Origin of the sequence: Halapricum desulfuricans, assembly GCF_017094525.1 — an archaeon.
Classification (GTDB): Archaea; Halobacteriota; Halobacteria; order Halobacteriales; family Haloarculaceae; genus Halapricum; species Halapricum desulfuricans.
Window position 1 is genome coordinate 2481379 of the sequence record NZ_CP064788.1, and the last position, 12959, is coordinate 2494337.

Consider the following 12959-nt stretch of genomic DNA (forward strand, 5'->3'; position numbering starts at 1 on the left):
GCAGTCTGCCGAAACGGTGGCCGGTCCTGACCGGAGGAGATGGCCCCACCAGTTTGGCGGTGCCTTCAGAAGGGAGCAGGCCGATAGGAGCGTATGCGCATTCACTGGCATCGACGCGATCTGCGGGTGGCCGACAACCGGCCGCTGGTCGAGGCCGACGCGGACGGCCCGGTCGTCCCGGTCTTCGTCTTCGATCGGGACGTGCTCGAGCATGCCGGCCCGCCCCGCGTCGCGTTCATGCTCGACGCGCTGGAATCGCTCCGGGAGGGCTATCGGTCACGCGGGAGCGACCTGCTGATCCGCGAGGGCGACCCCCGCGAGGTGCTGCCCGAACTCGCCGAGCGCTTCGACGCCGACGCCGTCACGTGGGGCCGGGACTACTCCGGGCTCGCCCGCGAACGGGACGCCGAGGTGCGGCGGGCGCTAGACGAGGCGGGCGTCGCCCGCGAGGCCGTCCACGACGCTGTGTGTCACGAACCCGGCGCGATCCGCACGAACGACGGCGACCCCTACTCGGTGTTCACCTACTTCGGCCGCAAGTGGCACGACCGCGAGAAACACCCGTCGGTCGATCCGCCCGACAGCGAGCAACTGGCCGAGGTCAGCGACGACGAACCGATCCCGACACTGGGTGAACTCGGCTTCGAGGAGCCGGAGGCGAAGATTCCACCGGCGAGCACCGCCGAAGCGCGCGAGCGCCTGGAGTCGTTCTGCGGGGACGATATCTATCGCTACGAGGAGCACCGGGACTACCCCGCCGAGGCGTGTACCTCACGGCTCTCGGCACACCTGAAGTTCGGGACGATCGGGATCCGCGAGGTCTACGAGGCGACCGAGGCGGCGAAACAGGGCGTCGAGGGCGATCGCCGCGAATCGGTCGAGGAGTTCCAGGATCAGCTGGCCTGGCGGGAGTTCTACGCGCAGGTGCTGTATTTCGATCCCGAGGTCGTCACCGAGAACTACAAAGAGTACGAGCAGGAGATCGACTGGCAGGAAGACGAGGACGCCATCCAGGCCTGGAAGGACGGCCGGACGGGCTATCCGATCGTCGACGCGGGGATGCGCCAGTTGCGCGAGGAGGCGTACATGCACAACCGCGTGCGGATGATCGTCGCCTCGTTTCTGACCAAGGATCTGCTGGTCGACTGGCGGGTAGGCTACGAGTGGTTCCGGGAGAAACTCGTCGATCACGACACCGCGAACGACAACGGCGGCTGGCAGTGGGCGGCCTCGACGGGGACCGACGCCCAGCCGTACTTCCGGATCTTCAACCCGATGACCCAGGGCGAGCGATACGACCCCGACGCCAAGTACATCAAACGCTACGTACCAGAGTTACGCGAGGCAGACCCGGAGATCATTCATTCGTGGCACGAGGCGTCGCTCACCCAACGTCGGAGCGCGGCCCCCGAATACCCGGATCCGATCGTCGATCACAGCGAGCGCCGGGAAGCGGCGATCGAGATGTTCGAGACGGCTCGGGGTGAAAGCTAGACGATCGCCGACCAGAACGGCGCGACGAACTGGAAGAGACTGAGATAGCCGACATACAGCAGCGCGAGCACGGAGGCCCCGATCGCGCCCTTCGGGGCGTCAAGATCGACGCCGCGGCGGAGTTCGGCGTTGCGGGCCTCGAACTCGAAGAGGTCGGTGACGAACAGCCCGAGGATCAGCGTCGAGGCGACGATGCCGGCGTGCTGGTCGAGCGTCGTGTAGTAAAAGGCAGTGAGTATCATTGCGACGTTCGAGGCGACGTGCAGGGGATGACGGGAGAGGCGCTCGGCGTCGTCACCGGCCTCGCTGACGTGGCTGCGGTGTGCGAGCAGCCGTGTGACGACGTTGACGAGCAGCAGGCCGAGCAGGAGGTACTCGACGGTCCCCGCTCCGCCGAGAACGGAGTCGACAGCCCCGAGTGGGCCGGGGAGTTGGTAGGCTGGCGCTGACATACCCGGACGTGCGAGCCAGAGGCATATCAAGATGATTTTCCCGGCGAACCTTCCCGGGGAGAGCCCTCGACTCCGCCGAAACAGGACTGACTCTCCGGAACACGGTAGAGCCGGAGCGCATCGACGACGTCGATCGAAACCGACGTCAGCGGCGGGACCCGCCCCGCGTCACGGTCGTCGAGAAGCAGGGTGACGCCGGCCTCTTCGCGGGCGACCCGCCCCTGAAGTACCGGACCGCGATCAGGGACCGGCACGATCCACTGATCAAGCGAGGTCGCGAACGCGGCGACCGGGACGACCGCGGCGGCTCGCGTCTCCGGCCCGAACACAGGGGCATCGAGCCGCCGGGCGTAGCCGCTGGTCCCCGCGGCAGTGGCGAGTACGAACCCGTCGGCGCGGAACTGTGCGATCCGGTCGGTAGGGGTTTCGAGTTCGAACTCCGAGATGTGGGCCGCCTCCTCGGTGACGAGCATCACGTCCAGCAGCGCTCGACCACGTGACTGGCCGTCGATAGTGACGCCGAGGACGGGGAGCTCGAGTTCGGTTGCGCGGCCCTCCCGGACGCTTTCGAGTGCGGCCTCGACTCGTTCGCGCGGCACCGACCGGACGCCGGTGCCCGCATCGACCGGCAGGATCGGCGTCGAACACCCCGTACGGGCGAGTTCCAGCAGTGCGGATTCGCCGACCGCCACGACGACGTCCGCGCTCTCGCTGTCGGAGACCGTCGCCGCGTCCGCGAGCGTCTCGAGGGACTCGCCGGTCACGTGGACGCGGGCCGCGCCTGCCAGGTCGTCGCTCATGTCTCGGGGGTAGGTGAGGGTGGCAAAAAAGCCACCGCACCGCGACAGGATGAGACGGTATCAGGACTGTCCAGTCACCGGCCGTCAATACATTTTCGTGGGAGTTTCGCCACCGGAGGTGCCGGAATTCTCCACGAACGTATAGCCGGCAGAATTACGTCGTTTGAGACACGGGTATGAGATATGGTCCTTGGCTCAGGGGTCAAGACCCGCGATTCGCTGCATACCGATCTCATAACAGCAATCGAACGGGCACTCTCACTGGAGGCGTGGGTTTCCAGTGCTCACGAACGGATCCTTTCACCGGCGTTCGTGCGTCGCCATACTCAGTTCGACTCGGTGGACAGATTCTGTGAAGCCAGCCCGAGTGGCGATGCGACGATCGGGAGCGTCCAGCAGCTCTCGGCCGACGAACGTGACGCGTTCGTGGCTCGGACGACCGACTTCGAGACGTGGGGAGAGATGAAGGAACGAGCGGCAGTCGAGAACCTCATGACGCTCCAGAACGTCTGATACCGGGGACGATGCCGTTCTGCACGGCAGTCCGGCGAATGTCTGTACGGACGTGTGGCCACCGGATACTACCCCAGCCCGGGGAGTGCAGCCAGCGCGTGGTAGAGCGCGAAGCTGATCGCGCCGCCGCCGACCATCGAGGCGATCCACGCCCCGACCGTGTATCCCGTCTTCGCGGCGGACACCCCGTCTGAACTCGACGAGCCGCCGACGAGCCCGGCCCCGACGATGCTGGATATCATCACCTTGTTGAACGAGATGGGATAGCCGAGGGCGATCGCGGCCTGGGCGATGAGAAACGCGGGAATGAACGCGGCGATCGATCGCTTCGGCCCGAGCGACGCGTACTCGCGGGCCACGGCCTGAATGAGGCGCGGCGACCGGAACCAGCCACCGAGGAGAATGCCGAGTCCCCCGAGTGCGAGCAGATACAGTGACGGGAGACCGAGCGACGATTCGAAGACGGACTCCAGCGGTCCGGTGGCGAGTCCGACCTGTGACCCGCCGCTGGTGAACACGACGACGAGAGCGAGCGCCACCAGCATCCGGTTGATCCCGGTCGTCACGTCACGCCGAAGCTGCCAGTAGACCGCGACAATCGTGAGCAGGCCGATCACGCCCCCGACGAGTGCAGTGCTGGCCTCGCCGATCCCTGTCGCCGCGAGGTCGAGTTGACGGGTGAGGACGCCCGCGATCGAGCCCTGTTCGCTGTGTGGGGCCGGGAGGAACGATAGCTGGACGTTGGCAAGTGCGTAACCGACGCCGCCGGCGAGCAGCGGGATACTCAGCGTGTCCGGGACCGTCTCGTCCAGCAACAGCCACGCGAGACCGTACGCGAGGACGCCCTCGACGACCGGAATCGCGAACCAGAACCCCAGAATCTCGGCGTACGTCCCGACCGCAAAGCCGCCGCCGAGCGCGACGCCCGCCCCGATCGCCGCACCGGTCACCGTGAACGCGGAGGGGATCGGGTACCCGCGGGAGTTTCCGATCGTGATGAGCGTCGCCGCCGTGAGAAGCGTCGCAGTAGCGGCCAGCGGGGTGATCGTCACGCCAGTCACCAACCCGTGGCCGATGGTTTCCGAGATGCTGCCACCCTGTGCGACGGCCCCGAGGGCGGCGACGAGCCCGACCAGCAGCGCCCCTCGCAAGGTGGACAGCGCGTTCGCCCCGACTGCCGGCGCGATCGGAGCGGAGTTGCTGTTCGCCCCGACGGTGAATGACATGAAGAGCGATGCAACGAGCGCGACAGTGACGATCCCGACGAGTGAAGACATGATTGTACGTATTCCGTATCGACTGCGCCCGGTCGGTACGATACTCCGTCGAAGTACTCGGAGTCGACCTCGATACGCCACACTCCCGAACAGGCATAGTTGATTCTGTCGATAGCGCTCGTTTGCCTCGGCGGCCACACCTGCCGTGCCCGCCGGTCACGGCAGAACGAACACCGTCCGCCGGAAACCGAACTCGCGTGGGCTGTTGTAGGCCCCCTCGAATCACTGTTCGTCGGAGAGAAGCGCTTCGACCGCCTCGCGGTCGACCGTCCCGGAGGCGGTCCGGGGCAGTTCGTCGGCGACGGCGATCGTCTTCGGCACCTCGAAGGCGGCCAGTCGGTCCCGGCAGTGGGTCTCGACCGCCCCGGGATCAATGCCACCGACGACCAGCGCGGCGACGCGCTGGCCCCACTCCGGATCGTCGAGCCCGACGACCGCGGCGTCCTCAACGGCCGGGTGTTCGCGGATTGCCGCCGCCACCCTCTCGGGATCGACGTTCTCGCCGCCGGAGACGATCCGGTCGTCGCGTCGACCCGCGATCCAGAGTCGTCCGTCGACGTCTCTGTATCCGAGATCGCCGGTGTGCAGACCGGCCTCGTCGAACGCCTCGGCGGTCCGCTCCTCCGCAAGGTAGCCCGGCGTCACCGTCGGCCCCGAGACGACGAGTTCGCCGGTCTCGCCCGGATCGGCCGGTTCGCCGTCCGAGTGGATCCGGACGGTCGTGTTGACCAGCGGCTGGCCGACCGACCCCGGGTTCTCGGCCGCCTGCTCGGGGCGCGCGGTGGCGATCTGAGAGGCCGTCTCGGTGGTCCCGTAGGTCGGGGAGACGGGAACGTCTCGGCCGATGGCGCGCTCGATCAGCGATTCGTCGGCCGGTGCGCCCCCGAGCAGTACCGCATTGAGGGCGGCCGGCGGCTCCCACCCCGAATCGAGCAACCGCTGGAGCATCGTCGGCACGAGCGAGACGCCCGAGACGTCGAACCGTTCGAGGACGGCGGCCGTCTCGGTCGCGTCGAACGCCCGCTGGACGACCAGCGTCGTCCCGTACAGCGCGGTCCGGACGATCGGCGCGAGCCCGCCCATGTGGTACATCGGGAGACAGCACAGCCACCGGTCTCCGGGCGCGACGCCGAGTCGGTAGGCCGAGGCCTCGGCGCTGGCCAGCAGGTTCCGGCGGGTCAGCCTGACGCCTTTCGGCTCGCCCGTCGTCCCCGACGTGAACATAATCACCGCGAGGGAGTCGGGATCGCGGCCGATGGGGACGAATCCCTCGGGATCGGCGTCGGGAAGTTCTCGGACCTCGCCGGTCCCGGCTGTGTCGTCAGGTCGGTCGACCGAGACCGGCGTCCCAACGTCGAGTTCGCGGGCTGTTCCGGCGGTTTCGGTCCCGCAGATAAGTACGTCCAGATCGGCTCGTTCGGCCTGGGCGGCCAGCGCGTCGGTCGGTTTCTCGACGTTCAGCGGGACGAGCACGCCGCCGAGCCGGGAGACGGCGTGGGCGACCCGGACGAACGCGGGACGGGTCGAGAGCAACAGTCCGACGCGCGTCCCCAGCGAGACGCCGACCGACTCGAGCGCGGCCGCGAGTTCGTCGACCGCGTCGTCGAGTTCGCGAGCGGTCCACTCTCGGCCGGTGTCGGCGTCGATCAGCGCGGTCCGGTCGGGCGTCGTCTTCACCCGGTGGGTTAGCAGATCGTAGCGGGGCCAGCGGTCGGTCATAGCGTCACCTCCCTGCCGAGACCCGGCGATTGCGGGACAGCGATCGTCCCGTCTGCGACCGGACACGGGTCGGGAGCGAGATCCTCGGCCAGCCGGTCGGCCGTCGCCAGCCCGCAGGCCCGCACGTCGGGGATCGCGGCGGCGACGTGGACGGCGGCGGTCCGGGCGATGAGGCCGTCGATAGTGGTGGTCACGACCGGTTCGATCCCGCGCTCGCGGGCGCGAGTCGCCAGCGCGTGGGCGCTGTCCGGCCCGCCGAGGACCATCGGCTTGAGGATCAGCACGTCTGCGGCGTCTGCGTCCAGAATCGCCTGCGGATCGTGCTCGACGAGGCTCTCGTCCAGCGCGATATCGACGCCCATCTCTCGCAACTCGCGGTGACCTGCGAGGTCGTCGGCGGCCAGCGGCTGTTCGACGTAGGAGACGCCCGCGCTCGCGAACGCTTCGAGGGCCTCGCGGGCCGTCTCGCGGTCGTAGGCGGCGTTGGCATCCGCCCGCAGTTCGACGCCCTCGCCGACGGCCTCGCGGACGGCCCGGAGTCGCCGAGCGTCCTCGGCGACCGATCGCGCGCCGACCTTGCATTTCAGTGCCTCGAAACCGTCCGCGACCGCCGCCTCGGCGGCTTCGACGGTCTTTTCGACCGGCGCGTCGCCGATCGTGGCGTTGACCGGCACCGACGAGACCGTCCCCACGTCGGCGTCGAACCACCGATAGAGGGGGACGCCGTCGGCGCGGGCGTCGGCGTCGAGCAGTGCCGTCGCGAAGCCGTGGCGCGCGGCGGGCGTCTCGGCGGCGTCCAGTTCGAGGAGTGCTGGCCCGTGGCCCGAACCGTCGCTGTCACTGGCGTTCTCGTCGGCGGCCGCGGCCGCGCGGTGGAGTGCCTCGCGACACGCCTCGAGCGACTCTGTCCAGCCGGGTAACGGCGTCGCCTCGCCGACGCCCCGCTGACCGCGGTGGCGGTAAGCGACGGTGAATCCCTCGCGGGCGTCGATCGTCCCTGCGGCCGTCACGAGCGGGTCGGCCAGCTCGAGCGTGAACGGGTCGATCCTCATACTGCCAGCCCCACGGCGAACAGCAGTGCGTGTGCGATCATCGTCTGGCCGGTGCGTTCAAGCGCCGGATTGAGCGCCTCGCCGCTCGTCTCTGTCAGGACCGTCCTCGTCACGCGGGCCGCGAGCGGCAGCGACAGCAACGGTGCCAGCGCGGGCAGACCGTATTCGGGCTCGAGTGCGAAGATCACCGGGACGGTGTAGGCCATCCCCATCAGCAGGACGTACTCGGCGCGCGCGCCGCGATAGCCCAGGATGACCGCCAGCGTCCGCTTGCCGGTCTCGCGGTCGGTCTCGATGTCGCGGATGTTGTTGACGACGAGCACGCACGTCGAGAGTGCGGCCGCCGCGAGGCTCGCGACGACGGCGTCGACGGGGACGCTCCCGGCGGGCAGCCCCAGCGGGAACAGCCCCACACCGGCCATGTTCGCGACAGCCTGGACGTAGTAGGTACCCGTGACGGCGATGACGCCGAAGTAGACGAACACGAACAGATCGCCCAGCCCGCGGTAGCCGTAGGGGTAGGGGCCGCCGGTGTACAGCACTCCGGCGACGATCGAAGAAAGGCCGACGACGAGGATCGGCACGCCGCCGATCGCGACCAGGTAGACGCCGACGAGGACGGCCAACCCGTAGGTGGCGATCATCGCCTGCTTGACGCGCTCGGGTTCGATCAGCCCGCCGGCGGTGACGCGGGTGAACCCCTCGCGGTCCTCGGTGTCTGCCCCTTTGACGGCGTCGTAGTAGTCGTTGGCGAAGTTGGTCCCGATCTGGATCAGTAGCGCGCCGACAAGCGCAGCCAGCGCGGGCAGAAGTGCGAGGACGCCGGCGTGGACCGCCAGCCCGACGCCCACGACGATCGGCGCGGTGCCGGCGGGCAGCGTCTGTGGCCGGGCGGCCATCAGCCAAGCCTTCCGCCGGGAGACGTCTGCGGTACTCATTGGCGGCGTGTTAGGGCGGTGCCGTCAAAGCCGCTGTGGATCGGTGGGCCAAACCTTGATACTATTCCGATATGAAATATCGTCACATGATCGGCGGTGGACTCGGAAACGAAGTCTTGCAGTACGTCGAAGAGTGGATTCCGGATCGGAGTTACAGATCCGAAACCAAGTTTCAGAACGACCTGCAGGAGTACTTGGACCAGAGACTGAACGAATCTGGAGGAATGGGGCTTGACATCGGCCTAGGTGGGGGATCAGGGGATCAGATTCCAGTAAAACGTGAGCACGGGAGCGTCAACGCAGATGTCGCTGTCGGGGACGATATTGGGATCGAAATGAAACGGGACTTCACGAACAGCAAAAAGCACCGTTTGAGCGGGCAAATTACGGATTATCAGAAGGAATTCCCGTATGTGATCGTCGTTGCCTGTGGGATTTCCGACATGGACGGATGGAGGGAACTCCAGAACGAGTACGGTGGCCCGGGGGGTATCGGTATGAACCAAGGCGAAGTCCACTTCGTCCACAAGAAGAAGGAGAATTTCGGAAAAGATCCGTCCGAAGTGAATCGAGATGGAGATGGGCCTCTAGGAGGGGTACTCTGATGTCCAACTCCGGACAAGGGGGCCTTCCGGATTGGATTGTCTTTCTGTTGATTCTCGTCTTTCTCGTCGGGGCTGCGATCGTCCTGTTCCTGTAACTCGTCGTGGGAGATGTCGTTTCAGAAGCGCCAGAAGAAACGCCAAGCATACGCCGAGCGAAGCGAGGCGTTTCCCCGGAATCGCCCTCACAAGGCGATTCCGGCCTTTTTCCCCAAGTTTTTCTCGCGCAGTGGTTCTCGCGCGAGCGCTTGCGGGCGCTCGCAGCGAGAACCCGAGCGAGAAAAAGTGGCTCAGTAGTGCCAGGGAAAGTCCTCGAAGTCGGGTTCCCGCCCCTCGTTGAAGGCGTCCCGGCCTTCCCTGGCCTCGTCGGTCATGTACGCGAGCCGTGTCGCCTCGCCGGCGAAGACCTGCTGGCCGACCAGCCCGTCGTCGGTGAGGTTGAACCCGTATTTGAGCATCCGCATCGCCGTCGGGGACTTGCCCGTCATCGTCTCGGCCCACTCGAGGGCCGTCTCCTCCAGTTGCTCGTGGGGTACCACCTCATTGACCATGCCCATCTCTTCGGCCTCCTCGGCGGAGTAGGTCTTCCCGAGGAAGAACACCTCGCGGGCCTTCTTCTGGCCGATCTGCTTGGCGAGATACGCCGACCCGAAGCCGGAGTCGAACGACGCCACGTCGGGGTCGGTCTGGAGGAACTTGGCGTGCTCGGCGCTCGCAAGCGTCATGTCACAGACGACGTGCAGCGAGTGGCCGCCGCCGACCGCCCAGCCGGGGACGACCGCCACTACGGGCTTGGGGATGTGACGGATCTGCCGTTGCACCTCCAGGATGTGTAGGCGACCGACGTTCTCGGGCGCGTTGGGGTTGTCCGGCCCGTCGCCCACTTGCGGGCCGGTTTCCTCCTCGTCCGCGGCCGAGTCCCGCGGCGACTTGCTGTATTCGTACCCGGAATCGCCGCGGATCGACTGGTCGCCGCCGGCACAGAACGCCCAGCCGCCGTCCTTCGGGGAGGGGCCGTTGCCGGTCAGCAAAACGGTGCCGACGTCGGTCTGGCGCTTGGCGTGATCGAGGGCGGTCGAGAGCTCGTCGACCGTCTCCGGGCGGAAGGCGTTGCGCACCTCGGGGCGGTCGAAGGCGATCCGGACCGCGCCGACCTCGTGGGCGCGGTGGTACGTGATGTCCGAGAAGTCGAACCGATCGATCGACTCCCAGCGGTCGGGATCGAAGATCTCAGAGACCATAGCCACTCTGGGGGACGGAGGAGCAAAAAAGGTGCTCGCTCCGTCGGGAGATTTTTGCGCCGGGCGGGGATAGAGTAGAGACGATAGGTCCCCAATGGCAGAGACGTTCTACGACGTGCTCGGGGTGGATCCGGAGGCCGACGAGTCGGCCATCGACGACGCCTTCCGCGAACGGATCAAGGACGTCCATCCGGACGTCAGCGACGATCCCGAGGCCGGACAGCGCTCTCGGCGGTTGATCGAGGCCAGAGCGGTGCTCACCGACGAGTCGGAACGCGCTCGCTACGACCGGCTCGGCCACGACCAGTACGTCCGCCAGACCGACACCGACGCGGGCTGGACGACCGACACCGCGTCGCGGTCGCCGTCGGACACGGCGACGACGTGGGCCGACGACAGCGAGACGACGGGGGACAGCGGCTCCACCTGGGCCGGACGTGGGAGATGGCGACACAGGCGGCGAGGGCAGGGTCGCCGGAATCGACGCGCACGCGAGGCGCGCGGCGGTCCCGGAGCGGGAGCCGCGGAGTCCGGTAGCGAGACCGCGACTAGAGGCAAAGCCACTGGAGACGGGACGGGCGACGCGGCAACCGGCGACGACCGAGTCGGAACGCGGACGGGCGGTCCGGGCACTGCCGAAGGTGGCGGAGGTGTCGGCACGTCGGGAAACGTCGGCGGGCCGGTCGGGTGGGCCACGGGCGGCGGCTACGCCGTTCGCGAGGAGTCGACACGGGACGGCTTCGACCGGAGCCGGCTGTTCCCGCCGACCCAGTCGGTCGTGTTGCTCGTCGCCGCCTTCTTCTCGTATCCGGGACTGGTCTTCAGCAGCGTCTTCCCCGCGTTCTCACCGATAGTCAACGTCATCGTCGCGGCGTGTACGCTGGCGCTGATCGTCTATCTCGCGTCGATGCCCGAGGTCGGTATCTACGTCTTCGGCGGCTGGACGGTGCTGGGAACGTTCGTCCTCCTCGCGAGCACGGTCGATCCGCTCTCGATCGTCGGACTGGTCGTCCTCGGGGCGACGTGGCTGCCGCTCGGCCTGACGGTGCTGACCTACTGGGCGCTGCGCTGGTAGGGGAGCGAAAACAGCCCCGATCAGGAGCCGCTATTCACCGCCGAGCACACCTGCTCGTGCAGGCGTTCGCGCGTGCGGTGGCTCTCGTCGGCGTCGAACCGGACCTCGATGACCTGCGTGCCGTCGGTGGCCAGCGACTCGGCGTAAGCCGCCTCGAAACCGTCGAGGTCGTCGACGACGGCGTACTCGAGCCCGTAGAGATCGCCGACGGGTTCGAAGTCGATCCCGTGGGGCGTCCGGAAGTACTCGGTGAACGGCGGGTCGAATTCCTCGATGGGGAGCATGTGAAAGATCCCGCCACCGTCGTTGTTCAGCAGGACGATCGTCGCGTCGACGCCACAGCGCTCGACCGCGAGCAGTCCGTTCATGTCGTGATAGAACGCCAGGTCACCGATCACGAGCACGAGCGGGTCCGCGGTCGCGCCGCCGGCCCCGAGCGCGGTGCTGGTGATCCCGTCGATCCCGCTCGCGCCGCGGTTGCCCAGCACCGTCAGGTCGGCCGATCGAGGCCGGCCGAACCGATCGAGGTCTCTGACGGGCATGCTGTTGGAAACGACCAGCGTCGCCGGGTCGGGGGCCCGACTCGCGACCGTCGAGAGGACAGCACCCTCGAACGGTTCGGAACCGACGGCGTCGCCGACGCGCTCCCAGTGGCGCTGTTCGGCACGGCGGAACCGTTCGCGCCAGCCAGTATCGGACTCGCCGTCCGCGTCGCCCCGTTCCAGTCGATCCGCGAGTCGGTCGGCCAGCCACGACGGGTCCGCCGTCACGAGGTCCGTCGCGGTGAACTCGGCCTCGCGCCAGCCGCCAGCGGGATCGACAACGAGCTGACGCTGGGCGTGGTCCCGAAGGTAGTGTCGCAGGACTTTCGAGGTCGGCGACGCCCCGAAGCGGACGACGAGTTCGGGGTCGGGCCACTCCCCCGCTGCATCGAGATAGGAGTCGTAGCCACCGTAGACGGGAGTTTCCGAATCGTGGCCGAACCGATGTCCAGAGAGCGGGTCGGCGAGCACCGGGAAGCCGGTCGCCTCGGCCAGTGCAGAGAGCGCCTCGCGGGCCGGCGTCGCCGCGTTGGCAGGCCCTGTCACGAGCAGCCCGCGATCGACCCCGGAGAGAGCGTCCGCCAGCGACTCGACCGCGTCCGACTCGAGGGTCGGTCGCCCGCGCGTCGTCCGGACGAAGGGGCCGTCTCGTCCCTCGACGCCGAGCGGAGCCCGTTCGGCCAGCTCTTCGGGTACGTCGTCGGGAACCTCGGTCGGTTCCAGCGGCTTTGCGACCGGGACGTTGAGATGGACGGGACCGGGCGGCGTCCCGATCGCCCGTTCGACGGCCCGGTCGGCGGCGACCCGAAGCGAGCGCAACGCCCGCGGCTGCGGTTTCGGTTCCGGGAGCGTCCGGTAGTGCCGGACGGCATCACCGTAGAGTTGCTCCTGGTCGATCGTCTGATTCGCGCCGCTGTCCTGCAGTTCCGCTGGCCGGTCGGCCGTCAGCACGACCAGCGGGACCCGGGACTGGTGGGCCTCGATCACGGCGGGATGGAAGTTCGCCGCGGCCGTCCCGGAAGTGCAGACCAGCGCCGTCGGCTCGCCCAGCCGGCGGGACCGCCCCAGCGCGAAGAACGCCCCGGACCGTTCGTCCAGCTGGGAGAACGTCTCGACGTCGTTTCGTCGGGCGAACGCGGTCGTCAGCGGCGTCGATCGGCTTCCGGGTGCGAGGACGACGCCGCTGACGCCGGCGGCGATCAGTTCGTCGACGAGCGTCTCGCCCCATAACGTCGCGCGATTTGGTGCAGTCAT

The 12959-nt window shown here is 67.8% G+C and carries 12 protein-coding genes; 4 read left to right on the forward strand and 8 right to left on the reverse strand.

Annotated elements, in window-relative coordinates:
* Positions 1 to 93 precede the first annotated feature (93 nt).
* Positions 94 to 1494: a cryptochrome/photolyase family protein gene (locus HSR122_RS12685; protein WP_229110170.1), complete on the forward strand. Its 1401-nt coding sequence runs from the start codon at positions 94 to 96 to the stop codon at positions 1492 to 1494.
* Here the strand turns inward: HSR122_RS12685 and HSR122_RS12690 are convergent.
* Entirely contained in the window at positions 1491 to 1946 is a 456-nt protein-coding gene (locus HSR122_RS12690) for a DUF7313 family protein (protein ID WP_229110171.1), read from the reverse strand. The genes HSR122_RS12685 and HSR122_RS12690 overlap by 4 nt on opposite strands.
* 26 nt (positions 1947 to 1972) lie before the next feature.
* The gene (locus tag HSR122_RS12695; protein WP_229110172.1) at positions 1973 to 2746 is read right to left on the reverse strand and encodes an NAD(+)/NADH kinase; all 774 of its coding nucleotides are present in this window, start codon (positions 2744 to 2746) and stop codon (positions 1973 to 1975) included.
* Between the two features lie 183 nt (positions 2747 to 2929).
* Here HSR122_RS12695 and HSR122_RS12700 point away from each other — a divergent pair, with 183 nt between their 5' ends.
* A complete protein-coding gene (locus HSR122_RS12700) occupies positions 2930 to 3259 on the forward strand; it encodes a hypothetical protein (protein ID WP_229110173.1) in 330 nt (109 codons plus the stop codon).
* A 68-nt stretch (positions 3260 to 3327) separates the two neighbouring features.
* Here the strand turns inward: HSR122_RS12700 and HSR122_RS12705 are convergent, their stop codons facing one another.
* The 4 genes from HSR122_RS12705 to HSR122_RS12720 all read right to left on the reverse strand — a co-directional run bounded on the left by HSR122_RS12705 (position 3328) and on the right by HSR122_RS12720 (position 8245).
* Entirely contained in the window at positions 3328 to 4536 is a 1209-nt protein-coding gene (locus tag HSR122_RS12705; protein ID WP_229110174.1) for an inorganic phosphate transporter, read from the reverse strand.
* A 222-nt stretch (positions 4537 to 4758) separates the two neighbouring features.
* Positions 4759 to 6255, reverse strand: a complete 1497-nt coding sequence (gene menE, locus HSR122_RS12710; protein ID WP_229110175.1) for an o-succinylbenzoate--CoA ligase — start codon at positions 6253 to 6255, stop codon at positions 4759 to 4761.
* On the reverse strand, positions 6252 to 7307 hold the full coding sequence (locus HSR122_RS12715; RefSeq protein WP_229110176.1) for a mandelate racemase/muconate lactonizing enzyme family protein: 1056 nt from the start codon (positions 7305 to 7307) through the stop codon (positions 6252 to 6254). Before HSR122_RS12715 ends, menE begins: the two co-directional genes overlap by 4 nt.
* Positions 7304 to 8245 (reverse strand): 1,4-dihydroxy-2-naphthoate polyprenyltransferase, encoded by a 942-nt coding sequence (locus HSR122_RS12720; RefSeq protein ID WP_229110177.1) that lies wholly within the window; start codon positions 8243 to 8245, stop codon positions 7304 to 7306. The genes HSR122_RS12715 and HSR122_RS12720 overlap by 4 nt, the downstream gene beginning before the upstream one ends.
* 86 nt (positions 8246 to 8331) lie before the next feature.
* Between HSR122_RS12720 and HSR122_RS12725 the strand changes: the two genes are divergently transcribed.
* Positions 8332 to 8850, forward strand: a complete 519-nt coding sequence (locus HSR122_RS12725) for a hypothetical protein (protein ID WP_229110178.1) — start codon at positions 8332 to 8334, stop codon at positions 8848 to 8850.
* A gap of 287 nt (positions 8851 to 9137) precedes the next feature.
* Here HSR122_RS12725 and HSR122_RS12730 read toward each other — a convergent pair whose 3' ends face one another.
* Positions 9138 to 10088 carry a 1,4-dihydroxy-2-naphthoyl-CoA synthase gene (locus tag HSR122_RS12730; protein ID WP_229110179.1) on the reverse strand — a complete coding sequence of 317 codons (951 nt, stop codon included), beginning with the start codon at positions 10086 to 10088 and terminating at the stop codon, positions 9138 to 9140.
* Positions 10089 to 10182: 94 nt separating this feature from the next.
* Between HSR122_RS12730 and HSR122_RS12735 the strand changes: the two genes are divergently transcribed.
* Complete coding sequence (locus HSR122_RS12735) at positions 10183 to 11163, forward strand: J domain-containing protein (RefSeq protein ID WP_229110180.1); 981 nt, start codon at positions 10183 to 10185, stop codon at positions 11161 to 11163.
* A 20-nt stretch (positions 11164 to 11183) separates the two neighbouring features.
* Here HSR122_RS12735 and menD read toward each other — a convergent pair whose 3' ends face one another.
* Complete coding sequence (gene menD / locus HSR122_RS12740; RefSeq protein WP_229110181.1) at positions 11184 to 12959, reverse strand: 2-succinyl-5-enolpyruvyl-6-hydroxy-3-cyclohexene-1-carboxylic-acid synthase; 1776 nt, start codon at positions 12957 to 12959, stop codon at positions 11184 to 11186.

What these genes read in the sequence shown, in the direction of transcription:
- HSR122_RS12685 (WP_229110170.1), top strand. Translation starts at nt 94, where the DNA reads ATGCGCATTCACTGGCATCGACGCGATCTGCGGGTGGCCGACAACCGG.
- HSR122_RS12690 (WP_229110171.1), bottom strand. Translation starts at nt 1,946, where the DNA reads ATGTCAGCGCCAGCCTACCAACTCCCCGGCCCACTCGGGGCTGTCGAC.
- HSR122_RS12695 (WP_229110172.1), bottom strand. Translation starts at nt 2,746, where the DNA reads ATGAGCGACGACCTGGCAGGCGCGGCCCGCGTCCACGTGACCGGCGAG.
- HSR122_RS12700 (WP_229110173.1), top strand. Translation starts at nt 2,930, where the DNA reads ATGGTCCTTGGCTCAGGGGTCAAGACCCGCGATTCGCTGCATACCGAT.
- HSR122_RS12705 (WP_229110174.1), bottom strand. Translation starts at nt 4,536, where the DNA reads ATGTCTTCACTCGTCGGGATCGTCACTGTCGCGCTCGTTGCATCGCTC.
- menE (WP_229110175.1), bottom strand. Translation starts at nt 6,255, where the DNA reads ATGACCGACCGCTGGCCCCGCTACGATCTGCTAACCCACCGGGTGAAG.
- HSR122_RS12715 (WP_229110176.1), bottom strand. Translation starts at nt 7,307, where the DNA reads ATGAGGATCGACCCGTTCACGCTCGAGCTGGCCGACCCGCTCGTGACG.
- HSR122_RS12720 (WP_229110177.1), bottom strand. Translation starts at nt 8,245, where the DNA reads ATGAGTACCGCAGACGTCTCCCGGCGGAAGGCTTGGCTGATGGCCGCC.
- HSR122_RS12725 (WP_229110178.1), top strand. Translation starts at nt 8,332, where the DNA reads ATGATCGGCGGTGGACTCGGAAACGAAGTCTTGCAGTACGTCGAAGAG.
- HSR122_RS12730 (WP_229110179.1), bottom strand. Translation starts at nt 10,088, where the DNA reads ATGGTCTCTGAGATCTTCGATCCCGACCGCTGGGAGTCGATCGATCGG.
- HSR122_RS12735 (WP_229110180.1), top strand. Translation starts at nt 10,183, where the DNA reads ATGGCAGAGACGTTCTACGACGTGCTCGGGGTGGATCCGGAGGCCGAC.
- menD (WP_229110181.1), bottom strand. Translation starts at nt 12,959, where the DNA reads ATGACTGCACCAAATCGCGCGACGTTATGGGGCGAGACGCTCGTCGAC.